Source organism: Microcystis sp. M20BS1 (genome assembly GCF_020245305.1).
Lineage (GTDB): Bacteria > Cyanobacteriota > Cyanobacteriia > Cyanobacteriales > Microcystaceae > Microcystis > Microcystis ichthyoblabe_A.
Genome location: NZ_JADBUZ010000155.1, coordinates 65,539 through 83,468, shown reverse-complemented (window position 1 = coordinate 83,468; position 17,930 = coordinate 65,539). Strand labels below are relative to the sequence as shown.

19 protein-coding genes are annotated in these 17,930 nt (G+C 44.1%); 8 read left to right on the top strand and 11 right to left on the bottom strand.

Going from position 1 to position 17,930, the window contains the following annotated elements:
* The first annotated feature begins 6 nt into the window (after positions 1-6).
* The 4 genes from IM507_RS15805 to IM507_RS15790 all read left to right on the top strand — a co-directional run bounded on the left by IM507_RS15805 (position 7) and on the right by IM507_RS15790 (position 2,655).
* Positions 7-729 carry a CHAP domain-containing protein gene (locus IM507_RS15805; protein WP_002794149.1) on the top strand — a complete coding sequence of 241 codons (723 nt, stop codon included), beginning with the start codon at positions 7-9 and terminating at the stop codon, positions 727-729.
* A gap of 115 nt (positions 730-844) precedes the next feature.
* A complete protein-coding gene (locus IM507_RS15800) occupies positions 845-1,327 on the top strand; it encodes a CHAP domain-containing protein (RefSeq protein ID WP_002794147.1) in 483 nt (160 codons plus the stop codon).
* A gap of 13 nt (positions 1,328-1,340) precedes the next feature.
* Positions 1,341-1,787 (top strand): DUF6636 domain-containing protein, encoded by a 447-nt coding sequence (locus tag IM507_RS23570; RefSeq protein WP_002794146.1) that lies wholly within the window; start codon positions 1,341-1,343, stop codon positions 1,785-1,787.
* Between the two features lie 37 nt (positions 1,788-1,824).
* A complete protein-coding gene (locus IM507_RS15790; RefSeq protein WP_259679067.1) occupies positions 1,825-2,655 on the top strand; it encodes a hypothetical protein in 831 nt (276 codons plus the stop codon).
* A gap of 200 nt (positions 2,656-2,855) precedes the next feature.
* On the opposite strand, the gene IM507_RS15785 is transcribed toward IM507_RS15790, so the two are convergent.
* The gene (locus tag IM507_RS15785; protein WP_002731861.1) at positions 2,856-3,041 is read right to left on the bottom strand and encodes a hypothetical protein; all 186 of its coding nucleotides are present in this window, start codon (positions 3,039-3,041) and stop codon (positions 2,856-2,858) included.
* A gap of 842 nt (positions 3,042-3,883) precedes the next feature.
* Between IM507_RS15785 and IM507_RS15780 the strand changes: the two genes are divergently transcribed.
* Positions 3,884-4,774: an alpha/beta fold hydrolase gene (locus tag IM507_RS15780; RefSeq protein ID WP_002732474.1), complete on the top strand. Its 891-nt coding sequence runs from the start codon at positions 3,884-3,886 to the stop codon at positions 4,772-4,774.
* 227 nt (positions 4,775-5,001) lie between these two features.
* Here the strand turns inward: IM507_RS15780 and IM507_RS15775 are convergent, their stop codons facing one another.
* Positions 5,002-5,832, bottom strand: a complete 831-nt coding sequence (locus tag IM507_RS15775; protein ID WP_002734938.1) for a hypothetical protein — start codon at positions 5,830-5,832, stop codon at positions 5,002-5,004.
* Positions 5,833-6,094: 262 nt separating this feature from the next.
* Here IM507_RS15775 and IM507_RS15770 point away from each other — a divergent pair, with 262 nt between their 5' ends.
* Complete coding sequence (locus tag IM507_RS15770) at positions 6,095-7,135, top strand: adenosine deaminase (RefSeq protein ID WP_002733386.1); 1,041 nt, start codon at positions 6,095-6,097, stop codon at positions 7,133-7,135.
* A gap of 90 nt (positions 7,136-7,225) precedes the next feature.
* On the opposite strand, the gene IM507_RS15765 is transcribed toward IM507_RS15770, so the two are convergent.
* Both IM507_RS15765 and IM507_RS15760 read right to left on the bottom strand, forming a co-directional pair.
* Positions 7,226-7,633, bottom strand: coding sequence for an MAPEG family protein (locus IM507_RS15765; RefSeq protein ID WP_002734719.1), 408 nt, complete (start codon positions 7,631-7,633; stop codon positions 7,226-7,228).
* 8 nt (positions 7,634-7,641) lie between these two features.
* Positions 7,642-8,148, bottom strand: a complete 507-nt coding sequence (locus tag IM507_RS15760) for a hypothetical protein (RefSeq protein WP_002731881.1) — start codon at positions 8,146-8,148, stop codon at positions 7,642-7,644.
* 211 nt (positions 8,149-8,359) lie between these two features.
* Between IM507_RS15760 and IM507_RS15755 the strand changes: the two genes are divergently transcribed.
* Together IM507_RS15755 and ruvX are read left to right on the top strand one after the other, a co-directional pair.
* A complete protein-coding gene (locus IM507_RS15755; RefSeq protein WP_002732511.1) occupies positions 8,360-9,601 on the top strand; it encodes a GNAT family N-acetyltransferase in 1,242 nt (413 codons plus the stop codon).
* Entirely contained in the window at positions 9,601-10,035 is a 435-nt protein-coding gene (gene ruvX / locus IM507_RS15750) for a Holliday junction resolvase RuvX (RefSeq protein ID WP_287637319.1), read from the top strand. Before IM507_RS15755 ends, ruvX begins: the two co-directional genes overlap by 1 nt.
* Before the next feature lie 9 nt (positions 10,036-10,044).
* Here ruvX and IM507_RS15745 read toward each other — a convergent pair whose 3' ends face one another.
* The 7 genes from IM507_RS15745 to IM507_RS15715 all read right to left on the bottom strand — a co-directional run bounded on the left by IM507_RS15745 (position 10,045) and on the right by IM507_RS15715 (position 17,886).
* Positions 10,045-10,335 carry a hypothetical protein gene (locus tag IM507_RS15745; protein ID WP_002733243.1) on the bottom strand — a complete coding sequence of 97 codons (291 nt, stop codon included), beginning with the start codon at positions 10,333-10,335 and terminating at the stop codon, positions 10,045-10,047.
* A gap of 129 nt (positions 10,336-10,464) precedes the next feature.
* Entirely contained in the window at positions 10,465-11,058 is a 594-nt protein-coding gene (apcB, locus tag IM507_RS15740; protein WP_287637318.1) for an allophycocyanin subunit beta, read from the bottom strand.
* Positions 11,059-11,156: 98 nt separating this feature from the next.
* The gene (gene proB / locus IM507_RS15735; protein ID WP_130757237.1) at positions 11,157-12,296 is read right to left on the bottom strand and encodes a glutamate 5-kinase; all 1,140 of its coding nucleotides are present in this window, start codon (positions 12,294-12,296) and stop codon (positions 11,157-11,159) included.
* Between the two features lie 167 nt (positions 12,297-12,463).
* Complete coding sequence (gene recJ / locus IM507_RS15730) at positions 12,464-14,428, bottom strand: single-stranded-DNA-specific exonuclease RecJ (protein WP_287637317.1); 1,965 nt, start codon at positions 14,426-14,428, stop codon at positions 12,464-12,466.
* Between the two features lie 274 nt (positions 14,429-14,702).
* Positions 14,703-15,344 carry an LppP/LprE family lipoprotein gene (locus IM507_RS15725; protein WP_069474113.1) on the bottom strand — a complete coding sequence of 214 codons (642 nt, stop codon included), beginning with the start codon at positions 15,342-15,344 and terminating at the stop codon, positions 14,703-14,705.
* Positions 15,345-15,349: 5 nt separating this feature from the next.
* Complete coding sequence (locus tag IM507_RS15720) at positions 15,350-15,802, bottom strand: hypothetical protein (RefSeq protein ID WP_002732766.1); 453 nt, start codon at positions 15,800-15,802, stop codon at positions 15,350-15,352.
* Between the two features lie 74 nt (positions 15,803-15,876).
* Positions 15,877-17,886: a GAF domain-containing hybrid sensor histidine kinase/response regulator gene (locus tag IM507_RS15715; protein ID WP_287637316.1), complete on the bottom strand. Its 2,010-nt coding sequence runs from the start codon at positions 17,884-17,886 to the stop codon at positions 15,877-15,879.
* Positions 17,887-17,930: the final 44 nt, after the last annotated feature.

Here is a 17,930-nt window from a genome sequence, read left to right as displayed (position 1 = left end):
ATCACTATGACTACCGCACAACAAGTTCTTCAAATTGCAGCCCGGGAAATTGGCTACAAAGAAAACCCAAAAAATTCTAACCATAATAAATTTGGTATTTGGTATGGTATGGATTATCAGCCTTGGTGTGCCATGTTTGTTTCCTATTGCTTTTACAATGCGGGCTTACCTTTACCCATTACTACACCTAAAGGGTTTGCTTATTGTCCTTATGGAGTGAAATGGTTTAGAAATAAAGGATGGTGGCATACAGATCCTCAAGTGGGTGATGTTGTTTTTTATGATTGGGGAGGTGATGGTGTATCCGATCATGTCGGTATAGTTGAAAAAGTTAATTCTGACGGTTCAATTGTTGCTATTGAAGGGAATACCTCTGATGATTTTGGTGACTCTAACGGTGGCGAAGTTTGCCGTAAAACTCAGAAAAAAGGGATTTTAGGTTATGGTCGTCCTCCTTATCATGGTCTAGTCCCCCCTGATCAAGAGGAACATCCAGTTTGGGAACGTTTCATTGCTCTAACTAGCCCTTATATGCGAGGAGATGATGTCTTGCAGTGGCAACGAAAAATGATTCACCGAGGTTGGAATCTTGAGGCTGATGGTGTCTTCAAGGAGCGAGATGAGAATGTCCTAAAACAATTCCAAAAACAAAAAGGTCTAACAGTTGATGGCATTATTGGACCGATCTCGTGGGATGCGGCATGGGAAGCACCCATCACAACCGACTAAATGATTACTAGATGTGGATGAGGTATGGGATTAAACAGAAAAATTAAGCCATACCTCATCTTTAAAAGCTTGAATTAACCTCAAAATTCAAGCTATTTAGGAAGAAACTAAAATTATGACGACTCCACAAGACGTTTTACAAATTGCCATTGATCAAATAGGTACAAAAGAAACCCCTTCAGGTTCTAACCAAACTAAATACAATGATTGGTATGGTATGAATCATGTTCCTTGGGCAGCAATGTTTGTTTCTTATTGCTTTTATCATGCGGGTTTACCGTTAGAAATTACCACAGATAAAGGGTTTGCCTATCATCCCCACGCAAAAAAATGGTTTGAAGAACATGGATGGTGGCATACAACTCCTCAAATTGGGGATATCGTCTTCTTTGACTGGGGAAATGATCGGTCGCCTGATAGCGTTGGCATTGTCGAAAAAGTGAATTCTGATGGTTCAATTGTTGCGATTCGAGGGAATGTTGATAATCAGGTTAAACGAGTAAACCATCAGGGAAGCACGATTATGGGTTATGGTCGTCCACCTTATCAAACTAGCAAACTAGATTCTGAACTTGATCAGGTATTGCTCAACTCCTAACAACATTAGTAACATGATTGAAACTCTAACAAATCAAGTTAGCATCCCTGTCTGTTTATCTTTGAGCGCCTGTGTCATAAGCGTCCTATCCAGTGAACTTAACGCTCAAAATCCCCCTAGCTTTGTGATGCCAAGTGGTAACATTTATTGCGCTCTAATTGGGAAAGATAATAATATGCTACGGTGCGAGATCCAAAGTATGTTAAATCCTCTACCCCCTCAACCTTATCCTAATTATTGTCAATTTGATTGGGGAGCTGGTTTTCTGCTCCCTCAACAAGGTAAACCAGAAGTTCTTTGTATAAGTGATACCATTGCCGGTACTAATAACATCCTTTCTTATGGAAAAACTTGGCAACATTCAGGCTTTAAATGTATCTCACAAAGAACGGGATTAATGTGTGGTAATCCCGGTGGACACGGTTTCTTTCTGAGTCGTCAGCAGTGGCAGGCTTTTTGAAATAAAAAATTCCCAATCTCCTAGGAGACAATAAATTATGAAAACCTACACCGTTGATCACCTTTTTCAACTATTATTAGGACTCAGCTTGACTCTTTTTCTCAGCTTGATTTTCCCAATCGCCCAAATTAAGGCTGAGAATCTATCAACACTCGCAGTAGTTAAAGTCCCCTGTCCAAAATTAGAAGTAACTCGCCTTTTAGTGGCAGATAATGAGCCAAAAGATGTCCTCTTTCTCTATCCTGTCAGTTCTAGGCAATTAGACTCGACTCGTCAAAGTCAGTTAACCTTAGAGAAAAAAATAAAAGTAAGTGATCTGGAAGCGATCACTAAATTAGCTGATCAATCATTAGCAGATAAAGATACCTGTGAACAAGCCAATGCTTTTAATACTGATAATACTGAAGGTGCAGTGACGATTCCTGATTCTTTATCTCTGGAAAAAAAATTTAAGATTTGGCTTGGGTTACGTTCCCTGCTTGCAATGCAAAACACAAATCTCCCTATAACCATAGACTCAAAACTAATCTGGAACGATACGGGAATTAATCTCGTCGCTGGACAAGAATATCATTTTCAAGCAACAGGTCAATGGACAGACTGGACAATTACCTCTAATGCTGATGGTTATGAAAGTCCTAATTTCTTGCTGAAACTATCTGAAGGACTACGACGAATGCCTAATTCACCTTGGTTTTCACTGATTGGTTCAATTGATAAAGCTCAAGATAGTTTCTTCCTCATCGGCACAAATAAACAGTTTATAGCCCCAAAAACAGGACGGCTTTACTGCTTTGCTAACGATGTGATCATCGCCTATGGCAATAATCGAGATAGCATCCAACTCACTGTAACTTCCTTAACTTGACAAAGGGAAAATATCCTATTTGTTAACTGTCTGCTGTTGTTAAAGTAACCTGTCCAGAATCAGGCAAAAAAGGAGCAAAAATGATGACTACCCAAAAACTGAAAGCTCTAGTCAATACTGTTATCAAACAATCGCAGTGGCAATTGTGGCACCTGTATTGCCTGTCCTGTGGCTCAAGTGACTATGCTAAAATCGGTCAACTAGAAATGACGAGAAACGATTTTTTCAATAGTCGCCTGGGTATCCTGCAGCAGTTTCTCGCGACTATCTCTAGTATTAGTCAGACTAGGCACGAGATTACGAGCTTGTAAAGCCATGTGAAGTTGTAGTTGAGCCACATACTCACGGATATCTTCGCGGGTTTCCGATTGGTTAGGATGAAACATAGAGAAACTGGAAGGGTCTGTCTAGCTGATGGGGTCTTGTCGATAACTCCTATACAAGTTATCACAAGACCTTAGGTTCCCATCAAGGATTTGCTCCAACTCTACACATTTCTCAACATAACTTATAACAGTCATCTCAAGGGCGAGGTATAAAGTTTTCGGGCTCTTCGGTTTGTGTTATGCAATGGATGGGGGTTATAAAGAATGAAACCCTTATAGAGACAGACATTACCGCGATTTTTGTCAATTGTTTGCGATCTAGAGCGAACTAATCAATTAAATCCCTTGCCAGATAAGGATTTAGTCGATTTATGCCCCCATATCGAACCATACCAAGTCCCGAAGAGCCAGTTTTCGTTTTGGGGAGCCAGTCGCCAGTCGTCGATACCAAATTCTAGACAGTAATTCCCAATTCAAACGGTAAGTAGTCATGCAAAATAAATTTCCTAGTGAAGACAGGCAAGAGGCAATAGGCAAGAGGCAAAAGCTTTATCGAAATGTGTAATTAATTTTGCTTAGGTACTTAGCACAGAATACAGAATCAGTCTTACTCTTGATGGGTGGTGATTCGGTAGTAGTGATGGAGGCTTAATCCTTTGCTTTACTGTGCATTGTAGTCATGGATAAAAACGTGATTCTCCATTTTTTTAGAGGAAATGATCTGTTAGTAGTGCCGTAGCCTCTTGCTTACCCAGTATCAAGTGTGTAAAATATTTATTAATAAAAATAATTGGAACCCGATCAGTCTTTAAACCTCATCCCCAGACCACCAGCCAAGCCGCCACTTAACCTGACAGTATATATTAAGAAAAGCAACAAATACTTTACAGACACAACAAAGTATGCAGCAAATTCTAGGATTAGAGACACAACCAAAAATCTGGCATTGGCGGGGATTCAAAATCACCTATCAAAGTGCGGGGGAGACAGGACCCGCGATCGTGCTTGTGCATGGATTTGGGGCATCTTGGGGACATTGGCGGAAAAATATCCCTGTTTTAGGCGAAAAATGTCGCTGTTTTGCCCTAGATTTAATTGGTTTTGGCGGTTCCGACAAACCCGAACCGAAAAACGAGATCGATTACACTTTCGAGACTTGGGGGGCGCAAATTGCCGATTTTTGTCGGGAAGTGGTGGGGGGTCCTGCTTTTTTGGCGGGGAATTCCATCGGTTGCATCGCCATTATGCAGGCTGCCGTCGATCATCCCGATTTTGTCCTTGGGGTGGCGGCGATTAATTGTTCCCTCAGACTACTTCACGAAAGAAAACGGGGGGAATTACCCTGGTATCGTCGTTTAGGAGCGGATATTGCCCAAATAATTCTCAAAAATAAAGCAATTGGGGCTTTTTTCTTCCAACAGATCGCTAAACCCCAGACAGTGCGTAAAATTCTCCTGCAAGCTTATCGGCGATCAGAAGCTGTAACGGAGGAATTAGTGGAAATAATCTTAAAACCCGCCAGAGATCCAGGAGCGATCGAGGTTTTCCTCGCTTTTACCGGTTATTCTGGTGGCCCACTCCCGGAAGATCTACTGCCGATTCTCCCCTGTCCAGCCATTCTGCTTTGGGGTAGCGAGGATCCCTGGGAACCCTTGCCCTTGGGCCAAGAATTAGCACGATTCCCGACAGTAAAAAAGTTTATCCCCTTAGCTGGCTTAGGCCACTGTCCCCAGGACGAGGCCCCAGAAATAGTTAATCCGATTTTATTAGACTTCCTGCAAGCTCCTATCTAGGGTTTGCGGCAAAAAGTTTGTTGGTGGGGGTAGGGTGTGGGGTGTGGGGTGTGGGGTGTAGGGTTTTACCCATTTTCAGGCGGTCAATTACCTAATTTTCAGGGAAAAAGTCCCTGAATTTTCCCCCCAATCACTCCAATCGCTGGTACTTTTTGATTTCAAAAAAGTCTAAAAATATTATCCAACAAGGTTTTTAGATTTATTCAGCAATCCCTATCTAAGTCCTTCTAGTAACCAGAAGACCGGGTATTAATCGGTTGTTGGATGGAGAAACCCCGGTTAATACTTTGAGGGGGAACTTGATTGGGGATGCCATTATTGTTGGGCGGTATTCCCTGATTGGGATAACCAGTGACGTTGGGTTGATTGCCGTAAACGGGGGCCTGATATATGGGGGGTTGATAATAGTTGGATTGGTTGCTAGAGCCAGGGACGGGGTTAGGGTTGGCATTATTCCGGGAGGGTAGGGTCCGAACATTTTGTTGATAAGGGGAATAATTTCCCTGGGGGGCGACTTGATTCGGGTTGCCCCCAGGGTTGAGATTAGAATAATTATTCAAGTTAGCAGTCCGCGAGCGATTTTCGATTTCTCTCTGTAAAGGATAATTGCTAGTGTTGCCACTAATCGGTTGCACTTGAATCGGTTGCAGACCTTTACTAGCATTCGGTACTGGATTTGGCTTGACTGGCGGCATTAACGGAGCGAATAAAGAGGGTTTCTGGTTGTCATTGGGATTAGTATTTAAAGGCTCAAAAGGCTGCGTCGAGGCCGGTCTCCCCGGGCGAGCGGTATTATTATTGGCAGGAATGGCCGGCAGTGGTACGGCAGTGGGGAGAGGAGTATCGGTAATCTTGTTGCTCTCGATTTCGCGTTCCTCCAAGGACTTTCCTGGGGTATCGAATACCGAACCCAACCATTCAGGATTCTGTTGATATATCGAGAAAGCAATGAGAGCTAAGGAAAATATTCCTAGGGGCAGCCAAAATAAAGGTTGGGCAAAGGGTTTTAATCCTGCCAAGAAATAGCGCATGGAAGAAGAATCTTTATAGTTACTCATACCGCTTTACCCTCTATAGGTTTTCCTTCATGCTATCAAATCATTAAGCAGTGATCAGTGATCAGTGATCAGTTATCAGTTCACTGAGAAAACTCCCCACACCCCACACCCCACACCCCACACCCTACACCCTACACCCTACACCCCACACCCCACACTGTTCACCGACTAGGTACTGATACTATTTGCGAGCAATTGTCAAACAATTGTAAAACTTCGTTATATTTAAGGAACATTTGAGAGACTAAGGAGCAGCGGAGTTGTGGCTTTATACGCGGATTTGCATCGGCATTTAGGGGGATCGGTAGTACCGAGAATTCTCTGGCGCTACTTTCACAGACATGAGCGGGATTTAGCGGATAAATTCCCAGAATATCCCGCTTTTGAGGAATTTTACACCCGCGAACGCAATAGTTTAGATGAGTATTTAGAATTACACACCCTTGTCGAAAGTGTCCAAACCGCCCAAACTTTGCCCTATTTTATCTATCGTCTGATTCGCGGTGCTTATATCTTCGAGAATCTTGCCTATTTAGAATTGCGCTATACTCCCTACTATCGCACCGACGAACATTTGAACCAGACAGAGCGAATCGAGCAAATGCGATCAATTGTCGAGATCGTTGGTCAAGCCTCGAAAATGAGCGAATATCCGATTATTACCAGTCAAATTCTCTGTATGCACTCGCGACTTCCCTACGAAGTCAACAAAGCGATCGTTGATCTGGCCCTAGAGATGAGAGAATACGTCTGTGCGATCGATATTGCTGGAGGTGATTCCTACTACCAAACTCGACTAGAGGAATTTGCTGGTTTATACAGTCATGCCAGGGAAGAGGGTTTAAATACCACCGGTCATCTTTATGAAACAAAGAACGGTTGTTATCCCCAATTACTGCCCTATCTGCAAAGAATTGGTCACGGTATTCAAATTCCCCTACAATACCCAGAATTGCTGCCGGAAGTTGCCCGTCGTCATCAATGTTTAGAAGTCTGTCCCACCACCTATTTAAAAACTGGCACCCTCGAAAGTTTATCGCAATTAAAGATAGTCTTTGATCGCTGTTTTGAAGCGGGGGTTGATATTGCTATCTGTACCGATAATGCTGGTTTACACAATGTCCGGCTGCCCTTCGAGTACGAGAATTTACTCACCCTAGATGTGATCGATTTCCGACAATTACAAGCTTGTCAAGATGCGGCTTTTCGCCATGCTTTTGCCTGGCCCTATAGTCAAAAACCCGCCTCACTTTTAACCGGTTTGTTATCAGTAGATAATCCCAAATTACCGGTTTATCAGTAACACAATTAACTATAGTTTGGGTTAAGCAAATTCTTTACCGCTCCCGAACTATAGCGTTTTTCGACTCTCCTGCATCTGGTTTGGGTAATTCTACTGAATCTTGATTAAACTTAACCCAAAGAGAGTATAAGTACAGAGAGAACCGAGACCGAACATCAGGGAACGAGCGATCGGGATATTAATGATATAAAAAAGGGAAAATAGAAGCCGGAGGATCACAAAAGCGATCGCACAGTTAGCAGCTAGGGATGAGGAGACTCCTGTGACGTAGGCCATGAGAGCGGCGGCACTATAGATCATAAAGGTTTCAAAACCATTTTGATGGGCCCAAGTTGCTCGTTTGGCGTAGTATGGGAGTTGATCGAACATGGCCCGGGGAGCGGAGGTATTGTAACCCACCTTAGCTCTAGCGTAGGCCACCAGCAGAAAAGGTAGATAGACAGAGATAGCGGCAGCCACTATCGAATAGAGAAGAATGGCACTGACGGAGAGATTCATCGCTGAATTTAGTCAAAATAAAATAGGGTAACTAGCTTGCGTTGATCTTCTGCTTCCGCGCAGGTTTGCAAAAGAGTCTGACTGTCGTGGAAAGCAAAACAGATTAACTGTTGACAACGATTGATAATCTCGCGATTACAGAGGCTGCTGGCTTCCCCTAGGGATAGATGGTCATTTTCGGGACATTCCACCAGATGGATAACCTGCTGAAGTTGTTCTTGGGATTCCAGGGGCTGGCGATCGAGACTTTGGGGTAAGATCACGGTTAACAGATTAGGATCTGCCCGCATTGCCCCCTTAATGACGGCGGAATTGGTTCCCGCCGCCCCGGAGGTCATAATCCGATTGCCCGCCAGCACGAGGGCATAGGCCATCATTTCGATCAATTGCTGGTGGGTGATGGGAACGTGACGGGAACCCAATAAAGCGACGCGCTTAGAACCGGTCTGCTGAATGGCGGCCAGTTCTTGAGCTAGAGTGTCTAGGGTGTTAGTGGTATCTACAGATTGACTCAAAGACTTTTACTGCAAATTCGGACTGATTAACCGTCCGTTATTGTAGCATCGAATTCTCATGATTGGAAATTTGGACTAAAAAACCCCAGATGCTCATCGAGGTGTCCTTTCTGTGGCAGTCTCCTTGAGCCGTCAGAAATTGTTATTGGTGGGGAAGTGCCTCTAGATTCTGCGGTAAGATAGGTGCATAGACGATATTTACCCCAGAGCCATGACCACTTCTCCTGTTCCCCAAGGGGACGATTTCAGCGATCGCCCAATCCGTCCCGTACAGTATCGGGATTTGGAAGACATTGAAGCTTTAACCCTGGATGACTTCGATGAGGATATTGATCGTCGCGCCCAAAATTTCCGCACCCAGGTGCAGCAGGTGCGGCCTTGGTTTGGGTTGTTTAAAATTCTCAGTTTTTTTCCCAATCCTCTCCAACACCGTTTTCATGTCTATGTGGCCGAGTCCTTGGCTAATCAGGGAGAAGAAGGGAAAATTCGCGGGGCTATCCAAGTCACTCCTTTTAATAGTAGTCGCAGCACTTGGCGGGTGGAACAGGTGCGGGTGCATCCAGGGGAGTCTTTAGGCGAACCCAAGGGCATCGGGGCGCAATTACTGCGTTATTGTCTAGAAACGGTTTGGGAAGCCCGCACCTGGGTGTTAGAGGTTAATATCAATCAAAAGGACAGTTTGGCACTTTTCCGGCAACACGGTTTTCAGCCTTTGGCAGAATTAACCTATTGGTCTTTACCGCCGCAATTATTACAGGAATTGAGCAAACAAGAGGCAGATTTACCGAATTTACTGCCTGTGAGCAATGCTGACGCTCAATTGCTTTATCAGTTAGATTGTGTGTCTATGCCGCCGCTACTGCGTCAGGTATTTGATCGCCATATCCAGGATTTTAAAATCAGTTTAGTTGATAGTTTGTTCGGTCGCTGTCAGAGTTGGTGCGGCGGTCCGCAAATTAGTCGCGGTTACGTTTTTGAACCGCAACGAAAAGCGGCGATCGGTTATTTTGAATTAATTCTATCTAATCGGGATGAGCGACCCCATCAAGCGAAATTAATTGTCCATCCCGCCTACACTTGGCTCTATCCTAAGTTATTAATCCAGATGGCCCAGATCACTCGCAAGTATCCCCCTCGCTCGCTAGAGTTGATATCTGCCGATTATCAGCACGAAAGACGGGAATATCTGGAACAATTGGGAGCGATCCGCAGTTCCCACACCCTGATGATGTCGCGCTCGGTATGGCACAAAATTCGCGAAACTAAGCCGGAAAATTCCGCCTTAGCAGAAATGCTCCAGGGTTTACAATCGGTGCCACGAACTCCCATCCCTAGTCGGATGTCTTGGTTAAAATGGCCCAATAATCCCCCCCTAGACTCCCTCGACAGTCCGGGAGAACTTCCCCCCGCTAAACCCCCCTCGGAACCCCCGGATCAGGGGCATCCAGTGTAATGGAAAGGGTCGCCGCCCTGGGCTTAGATATCGGCAAAAAACGGGTAGGAGTGGCAGGATGTGACGGTACAGGTTTAATCGCCACTGGTTTGACTACGATTATCCGTTCTTCCTTTGTTGCCGATGCAGCACAGTTTAAGGCAATTGTCAAGGAAAGAAATATTAAGATTTTGGTGGCGGGACTGCCCTATACCATGGCCGGAGAGTTAGGATTTCAGGCCAAACAGGTACAAAAATACGCCCAGAAACTAGCGATCGCCTTGGATTTGCCCCTCGAATACATTGATGAGCGTTGCACGTCCCTAGAGGCGGAAGAATTCTTAAAAGCCAAAAAACAGTTTTCCTCTTGGGATAAGGGAGCGATCGATCGGGAAGCGGCGGCGATTATTTTACAACAATGGCTCGATCGCCGACGGCATCGACAACGCATCTAAAAGCATTTGTCATCGCCCGTCTCGCTCTTGGCGAATCAATACCGTACTGTCTAGCCATTCCACATCATTGGGTAATTCCCGATAGCGTTGTCTGACTGCCTCGATCAAAGCGGGAATCGACTGGCAGCGGCGATCGGGAGTTTGAGGGTTTTCTGGCGATGCGGACAAGTTCGGACTAGCTTCTGATTCCGGCGACGACAAGAGACGTGTGGCTAGAAATTCGGTAAAATCTAAGACCTCTCTCTGTTTGTCTGGCGGCAAATCACGCCATCTCGATAGCAATAACTGTTCGCTGTTCATGAAAAGAATCCACTAAGAAACTCGGTCATCTGACCGTAGCAACGGAAGACTTTACTCAATTCTAGCAAGCAAAAAATCAACTCATTGATTGAACGAACAAAACTGATAAGCGATAACTGATAACTGAATTTAGATAGACACTTCGCTTAATTCACGAGTGAGATGATCAAAGGGTTCAGCGATCAAAGAGGTGTCGGCAATACTCGCCTCAAGAGCCATGGCTTGAATCATTTCGCTCATGATTTGGATACCGCGCACCGTCGGACCGATGGGAACACCGAGGGAATTATAGGTTTCCCGTAGTCCTTGCAGTACCCGCTCATCTAGAACATTAGTATCGGCAGCCACCAGCGCATAACTGGCATAGCGGAGATAGTAATCCATATCCCGCAGACAGGCAGAATAACGACGGGTGGTGTAGGCATTACCCCCGGCGCGGATCAATTCGGGAACTTCTTCAAATAGACGAATCGCCGCCCCACGCACGAGCGCCGCCGAATTAGCGTTAATGAGGGCGGCGGCAGCTAGACGGGCAGTTCCCGAGGCAAAATATTGTTTAAGATTATCGATCGCATCTCGATCGAGATAACGTCCGGTGACATCGTATTTTCTAATCAGGCTAGTTACCGCGTCTCGCATTATTAAGTTTCTCCCAACAGCAATAAAGGCATTTTTGAGTTTCGCTTTATTTATAATCTCACAGGGTTGAACTTCGGGGGACATCCCTAGTCTAACTCCCTTGCTTGTCTAACAATTTGTTGTTTTTTTGAGACATTTCTTTACATTTAAGGCATTGGCTGGACTGCCTCTGGGTGGCGGAATTATCCCTTATTAGTCGAGGTGGTGGACGAGGCACTCAAAATAACGAGATTATCCCGATGAATGATGGTTTCTGCGGCCATATAACCTAATAAACTGGCAATACGCTCGGAATGTTGACCTTTAACTCGATCGATCTCCTCACTACTATAGTTAACAATTCCCCTGGCCAATTCCCGGCCCTCTTGATCGCACAATTGCACCGATTCCGAGGCACTAAATTCCCCTGCCACTTTGGTGATCCCGGCCGCTAGGAGAGATTTTCCCCCCTGACAAATGGCTTGAATCGCCCCAGCATCGAGATAGATTTTACCCATGGGCATTAGTCCGTAGGCGATCCAGCGTTTGCGGGCGTTATCACTGCGTTTTTGGGCCTCAAAACGGGTTCCGATCGCCTCTCCTGCCATAATTTTTAAGATATTGCTGGGCTGCCGTCCCCTAGTAATCGCCATTTCTACCCCGGCGCTGGTGGCAATCCGGGCCGCGGCCAATTTAGTGGCCATACCCCCGGTCCCCCACTGACTGCCACTACTACCGGCATCGATCGATAGTTGCGCTAATTGCGCGGGACTAACTCGGGCAATGGCCTGTGCTTCGGGAAATAGCCGCGGATCGGCACTGTAGAGGCGATCCACATCGGTGAGGATAAATAACCAGTCAGCCTCGATTAAACTGGCTACAAGGGCTGATAAAGTGTCATTATCGCCGAATTTTAACTCATCGATCGCCACTGTATCATTTTCGTTGACAATGGCAATCACCCCTAATTCAAACAAAGCCTGAAAGGTATTATAGGCGTTGACATAACAGGTGCGTTCCATCAATTCGGGACGGGTGAGCAAAATTTGGGCGATCGGTTGACCAAGACTGGTAAAGAGGTCATCATAGATCCGCATCAGACGACCTTGACCGACGGCGGCGATCGCTTGTTTGAGGGCGATTTTTTTCGGTCTTTCCTGTATTCCCAGACGACGGCAGCCCACCCCCACGGCCCCGGAAGATACTAATACCACCCGATGACCGGCAGCGCGCAACCGGGTGAGGACTTCCACTAAAGCGGCGATCGTGGATAGGGATAATTGCCCAGTTTCATTATCGGTCAAACTGGAAGTACCGATTTTGATCACTATGGTTTGGTTCATCGTCAAAGGGTGTAGGGTGTGGGGTGTGGGGTGTGGGGTGTGGGGTGTGGGGTGTGGGGTGTGGGGTGTGGGGTGTGGGGTGTGGGGTGTGGGGAGAAACAATTCATAACTTGAGAGTTAATCACACTATTAAAAACGGATTTGGTATTATCTCTATTCAGCCAGCCCTAGATAGCCAAAGCTTTGATGGCAACTTTAATTAAAGTATAAAAACGGGGTTCAGTCACGTTGACTTCTCTAGCTTGTTGCCGATTTTTCCCTAATAAACCAATGCGCTGCCCTTTCTGCACGACTAAAATCTCGCCCTGTTCATTTTTGATGCGAATCTCGTTTAAATCACCCCAAAAACTACATTGATAGATTTTATCGGCGTGCATAAAAATTGCTTTTTTAATATTATCATTTTCTTGGGGTAATCGCACTCCCACTAATTCAATTTCTATGGTTGTATTACCATTCCAAGTATTTTCTTTGAGTTTATAGGCAATATCTAAACGAGTTGGTAAAGGACAATATTCGCCCCAACGCCATGCTAGGGCTTTAATTCTGGTATCATCGCTTTGAGCCAGCAATAATTTTAAATGATTTTTTCCGATAGTTTTCTGTTCCACTACTCGCACGTTAGGAGTCCAAAAAACGGGTAATTCATTGCCAATTCCCCAGGGTTGCAAACTATCAATTTGTTGAAAAAGTTCCAGGGTAATTTGTTTAAAATCAATGATAGTATCAATTTTAATTAAAGGTTTTAATTGTTCTATTTGTAAAATTTTGTGAGAAAATTGACTTAATCTTTGTTTAAATGCTAGTAAATTAGCTGTGGGTAAACTAAAACCCCCCGCCATTTTATGACCGCCAAATTTTCCTAGTAAATCTTGGCAAAATTGCAGGGCTTCAAAAACGTGAAATTCTTCAATTCCTCTGGCAGATCCGCGAATTTTATCCGTATCTTCTTCCTCGTAAGTACCAATAAAAACCGGCACTCCGTAGCGTTCCACTAAACGGGATGCCACAATACCAATTACCCCATGATGCCAATCTTTTTCCACTAAGACTAAAACTCGATCTTGTTGCCAAAGAATCGGTGTTTCTTCTACTAATTTAATCGCTTCTTCTTCAATTTTTTCGCACAATTCTTGACGAGTACGATTAATTTGTTCGCACTGCATTGCTCTTTCTAAGGCAATTCCTGCGTCATCGGTGGTTAATAATTCAATAACTATCTGGGGATCGCCAATTCTGCCAATTGCATTAATTCTCGGTCCCAATTTAAAGCCAATATCATCCGGTTGTAATTGCTTTTGTTCCTCGCTAATTCCCGCTATTTGCATCAGGGATTGAATCCCGACTAATTGGGATTTGGGTAATTTTCTTAAACCCCGTTTTAACCAGCGACGATTTACCCCGATTAATGGAGCTAAATCTGCTATAGTGCCTAGGGTAAATAATGCTAATAATGACTCGGTTAATCCCTGTAATTTACCCATTTTTTGGGCAGTTGTCACCGCTAAAATATAGGCGACTCCCACCCCTGCTAATCCCTGATAGGGAGAGTTAGGGGTTAATAATTTCGGGTTGAGAATAGCGGAGGCATTTGGTAAAATTGGCGGTAGATCGTGATGATCGGTGATAATAACTTTTAATCCTAATTCTATCGCTAGGGCGATCGGTTCGTGAGCGGAAATGCCATTATCAACGGTGAGAATCAATCCGACTCCAGATTCGGCAAATTCTTCGACAATGCGCTGATTAATTCCGTATCCCTCTTTCATGCGACTGGGTATGGCATGATTTACCCTAGCGCCGAGATGTCTTAAGGCTCTTAGTAGTAAAGATGTACTGGTCATGCCATCGGCATCGTAGTCTCCACAGATAGCAATTTTATCGCCCCTAGCGATCGCTTTTACTAATAAATTGACACTTTTTTCTAAGTCGGGAAATTCCCCCAGGGGAGAGGGTAAGGTATCCGCTTCAGGATCAATATAAGTTTTAGCTAATTCGGGGGTATCAATACCGCGATTAATTAAGATAGTTGCTAATAAGGATGATAATCCCATTTCCCGCGCTAACCCCGCGATTTTTTCGGGATTAGTTGCGGCAATATACCAGCGCTGGATGGGATATTTGTAGGGCATTTTTTATCAGGAGTCAGGAGTCAGGAGTCAGGAGAGTTGCCTTTAGGAATTATCAGTGACTCTTAGACTGGTACAAATATATCAACAAATGCGTCTAAGCATTTCACCGAAAAACTAATGCACAGGAGGATCGGGGGATAGAACCCCCCAAGAGTCTGAATTATAAGACAAAAAACCCAGAAAGCACAGTTTTTAAAAAAAGATTATCAGGGAATCCCAACTGAGTAGATTCACAAATAGGAGATGTACCCAGCGTAACGCACTAAAAACAAGGTTAAAAGCGAATTTGGATGGCCCCAGCAGGAGGTTGAAAGGGGAGATTACTATTATTAATTCTCAGGGGAGAACCGGGTATTACCTGCACATTTGGGGTGGTGGGTTGACTTTCGTTGGTACTCAGTAAAGTCAATTGATTAATACTAGGATTAATCGCAAATTGTTGGGTGATAACTCCCGACGGACAACAGGAAGGATCCCGGGGGAGAAATCTTCTCATGTTGACGGTGATCGTACCATCTTTAGCACTAAGATTATCGACAACTACTCGATCGGCTAACAGGACAGTATCGGTGTTAGTGGCAGTACCATTATTATCAATCACTAGGGCTAAATAATGTAATTGCTGTTGCTCTCTAGTAATCACTCTTAATACGACAATACCATCAGTCCTTTGATCATTATTATAGTCCCCCATCAAAGCTTCTCGACTGACTTGCACTCCTAAAATTTGTCCCTCATTGGATTGAAAAATACCATCGCTGACAATTACGGAACCCCGATTAGGAATGTTATAGACGGTGTTTCTTAAATTATCCACGCTCAGGGGTGCAGATTGGGCAAGTAAGGGCAGAGAATTGTTTAATAATAAACTGATACCCAGGAGGATAGATTGAGGCAAAACTGCTAATTTAATCATGGTTGTCATGGATTGGGTATATTTTCTTGAGTATCGAATAACTGCACGTTATTAATGGTACAAACCATCCCCTGTTGTGCCGCTAATTTATCTCGCCATTGACTTAATTGTTGTTGACCATTACTACCATTTAACCAGTAAACTGTCAAGATGCCGATGGCTTGTTCTGGTTCACAGGAAAAGCTGAGAGTTTGATCGGGTATATCGGTATTTCCTTCACGACATTGCCAACCTTGTTTTTCAATTAATTCTTTCCAACCTTTCTCTTCTTTAGCAGCCACGGCAATGCGTTGATCTTCTTGGTTACAAACCCAATTTTTCTGCTGGGTGGGATCATTCGGTAGATCACCAAGATTGGGGGAATTTTGCTTGATTAGGGGAAGCGAGGGTACTTGAGCATGAACGGAAAAAATCGGTAGTATTAGGAAAGTACCGATGAGCATTTTTAACAGTTTCATCCTTTAAAATTGCCATATTTAGGGATTTATGCCTTTAGAATATCACGTTTTTGAGATCTAGATAAAATACTCTCTTAAGATATGTTTAAATCTTTAATTATGGTTTCGATCGCATCAAAGGAAAATTCTCTGGCTAACTGTTGTAAACCTTGGGCAAGGGTAGCATAATCGGGGGGAATTTCTGCGGTTAGGGCGATAATTTTTTCATCATCACATTCTCGCGCCGCTTGTTGCAATTGTCCAATCCAAGCGGGACTAATTAATTTTAATAGGGATTGCAGGGAATCGAGGAAAACTGGCGAATAATTGGGCTGATTTGGCTCATTATCGGCATAAATATATTTTAATCCTAAATATTCGCCCATTTTTTGCCAAATAACTTCCTCTCGGAAAGGTTTACGCACGAAATCATCACAACCGGCGGCAATAACCAAGGCGCGATCTTCTTCAAAAGCACTGGCAGTTAGGGCAATTATCACCGTTTTTCCGCGATTATCAGCCTCTAACCGCCGAATTTCCCTGGTTGCTTCGTAACCGTCCTTCACTGGCATTCTCATATCCATCCAGATAAGATGAGGTTGCCATGCTTGCCAAATTGCGATCGCTTCTTGACCATTAGCGGCCTCTTGCACGGACAATCCTAGGGTAGTCAGGAGTTTCAGCAACAGTAAACGGCTTTCCGGTCGATCATCGACGACTAATATGCGATATTTAGGCTGATTTTCCGCTAAAGCGATAACTTTTGCCCTATTGGTTTCGTTTTTAATCTCATTTTCCCCCACCAAACCCACCTGAATATCAAAACTAAAAATACTTCCTTGACCCAGAATACTACTAACTCCGATCGCACCCCCCATCAACTCAACAAATTTTTTACTGATAGGTAAACCCAATCCCGTCCCCTGTTGGGATTTTCGTCCCGTTTCCGTTTGGTTAAAGGGTTGAAATAGCTTATAAATCTCCTCTGGGGCGATTCCTGCGCCTGTATCTTCAATTTCCCAGAGCAATCGCTGATAATCTCCTCTTTTCTCTCCTACTTTTCCCCGGAGAGTCACCCCTCCCGACTCGGTAAACTTCAATCCGTTACCCAAGAGATTGATTAACACCTGTCGCAATTTACTTTCATCAGTACATATATATTGAGGCAGATCGGAGCTGCGATCAAAAATTAAGCTTAAAGCTTTTGCTTGCGCTTGTGAGCGTAGCATTTCGGCAATATTATCTAAAAGAGCGTATAAATCGAAATTACTAGGGTTAAAAACCGTTCTTCCCGCTTCTATCTTCGACATTTCTAGAATATCGTTGATTAACTCTAATAAATGTTCCCCGCTACGATTGACAATTTCCAAATATTGCCGATATTCACTGCTGATGCTGCTATCCCGGGATATTAAGCGAGTAAAACCCAAGATAGCATTAAGAGGAGTGCGTAATTCGTGGCTCATGTTAGCTAGAAACTCACTTTTAGCTTTATTTGCTTTAACTGCCGCTTCTTTAGCCTCTTTTAATCCTTTTTCCGCTTCATATCTACTTTGTGCGATCGCAATTAATTCTCCCACCAACCGCACAAAGGTGACATCTTCCTTTGTCCATTGCTTTTCTGCACTGGCATCCAATCCCAGATAACCCACCGTTACCCCACAACTATCCCACATGGGAACGATTAAGAGACAGGGAGTAGAACTATTAGCGAGAATAGCTCTTTCAGGGATAGCAGTAGCGGGTAAATCGTCTAAAGAGTTCAGTTTAACTGGAATACCGTTTAATAATTGTTCAGAAAACCAGGGAAAGGTTTCCGTCGAGAGATTTTGTGATTGTTCCCTAATCGGGATAACTTGGGGATAGTCGGGGTGACAGTATTCATAAACCATACTCCACTGCTGACGACAGGTGGAATATTGAATAATGTAACAGCGCGCACTCTGGGTAAATTGACAGAGCAGTTCTAGGGTATGATCGATCGCCAAGTGGATATCTTGAGAAATTAGTAATCTTGTCACCCGTGAGAGCAAATTATCGCGATAGGCCTGCATTTCTAGAGCTTTTTCCCGTTTTTTAGACTCTAGTTCCTCAAAATCACTCATAATCAGTTATCAGTTATCAGTTATCAGTTATCAGTTATCAGTTA

Bases quoted from the DNA above. Each gene is read 5' to 3' on its own strand.
- IM507_RS15805 (WP_002794149.1), top strand. From the start codon at position 7: ATGACTACCGCACAACAAGTTCTTCAAATTGCAGCCCGGGAAATTGGC.
- IM507_RS15800 (WP_002794147.1), top strand. From the start codon at position 845: ATGACGACTCCACAAGACGTTTTACAAATTGCCATTGATCAAATAGGT.
- IM507_RS23570 (WP_002794146.1), top strand. From the start codon at position 1,341: ATGATTGAAACTCTAACAAATCAAGTTAGCATCCCTGTCTGTTTATCT.
- IM507_RS15790 (WP_259679067.1), top strand. From the start codon at position 1,825: ATGAAAACCTACACCGTTGATCACCTTTTTCAACTATTATTAGGACTC.
- IM507_RS15785 (WP_002731861.1), bottom strand. From the start codon at position 3,041: ATGTTTCATCCTAACCAATCGGAAACCCGCGAAGATATCCGTGAGTAT.
- IM507_RS15780 (WP_002732474.1), top strand. From the start codon at position 3,884: ATGCAGCAAATTCTAGGATTAGAGACACAACCAAAAATCTGGCATTGG.
- IM507_RS15775 (WP_002734938.1), bottom strand. From the start codon at position 5,832: ATGAGTAACTATAAAGATTCTTCTTCCATGCGCTATTTCTTGGCAGGA.
- IM507_RS15765 (WP_002734719.1), bottom strand. From the start codon at position 7,633: ATGAATCTCTCCGTCAGTGCCATTCTTCTCTATTCGATAGTGGCTGCC.
- IM507_RS15755 (WP_002732511.1), top strand. From the start codon at position 8,360: ATGACCACTTCTCCTGTTCCCCAAGGGGACGATTTCAGCGATCGCCCA.
- ruvX (WP_287637319.1), top strand. From the start codon at position 9,601: ATGGAAAGGGTCGCCGCCCTGGGCTTAGATATCGGCAAAAAACGGGTA.
- IM507_RS15745 (WP_002733243.1), bottom strand. From the start codon at position 10,335: ATGAACAGCGAACAGTTATTGCTATCGAGATGGCGTGATTTGCCGCCA.
- apcB (WP_287637318.1), bottom strand. From the start codon at position 11,058: ATGTCCCCCGAAGTTCAACCCTGTGAGATTATAAATAAAGCGAAACTC.
- proB (WP_130757237.1), bottom strand. From the start codon at position 12,296: ATGAACCAAACCATAGTGATCAAAATCGGTACTTCCAGTTTGACCGAT.
- recJ (WP_287637317.1), bottom strand. From the start codon at position 14,428: ATGCCCTACAAATATCCCATCCAGCGCTGGTATATTGCCGCAACTAAT.
- IM507_RS15725 (WP_069474113.1), bottom strand. From the start codon at position 15,344: ATGATTAAATTAGCAGTTTTGCCTCAATCTATCCTCCTGGGTATCAGT.
- IM507_RS15720 (WP_002732766.1), bottom strand. From the start codon at position 15,802: ATGAAACTGTTAAAAATGCTCATCGGTACTTTCCTAATACTACCGATT.
- IM507_RS15715 (WP_287637316.1), bottom strand. From the start codon at position 17,886: ATGAGTGATTTTGAGGAACTAGAGTCTAAAAAACGGGAAAAAGCTCTA.